The 658-nt window shown below is 35.9% G+C and carries 1 protein-coding gene; it reads left to right on the plus strand.

Annotated features, from left to right (window positions below; genetic code table 11):
• Positions 1-585, plus strand: a 585-nt coding sequence (locus V7659_RS01620; RefSeq protein WP_335537679.1) for a helix-turn-helix domain-containing protein, incomplete at its 5' end; no start/stop codon positions are given.
• Between the last annotated feature and the right edge of the window lie 73 nt (positions 586-658).

The raw sequence follows: 658 nt of genomic DNA on the forward strand, positions 1-658 counted from the left end.
TCGTTATTGAGAATGATAATAAAATTAGGAGCTAATATTAAAATGATAAATGAATCAGCTGTGGACGTTATATTGCATCCCGTTCGTATGAGAATCATCCAGTATTTAATTAATCAACAACTTACAGCGCAGCAATTAAAAGAATTTCTTCCAGATATCCCACAAGCTTCATTGTATCGCAACCTAAAAAAATTAGTTGAAACCGGAGTCATTCATATTGTTGATGAAATTCCAATCAGAGGAACTGTCGAAAAAGTCTATTCCATCCATAATCCAAACAAGGTAACCTTTAGTCCCGAAGACTTAAATAAGCTTTCAAGGGATGAACATATGAGCCTTTTTATTAAATTTATGGCAAATTTAATGGGCGAATATGATCGATACTTAGATCAGGACAGCATCGATCTAGTTTCGGATGGTGTCACGTTCCGACAGGCATCCATCCACTTAAATGATAAGGAGTATGTGGAATTTATAAACGAACTTTCAGCTGTCTATTTAAAAGTTATAAATAACGAACCAAAAGAGGGGAGGAGAAGAAGGACTGTAGCTACAATCGTGATTCCGGAGAGAAAGAAAAGTTAGGAAAAATGATCAGTAAGTACAAGTTGATCTAAGGACATTACGCTGTTGATTGGAATGGAAGACGGCGAAGACT

It is taken from the genome of Neobacillus drentensis (assembly GCF_036966985.1).
GTDB lineage: Bacteria > Bacillota > Bacilli > Bacillales > Cytobacillaceae > Neobacillus > Neobacillus drentensis_E.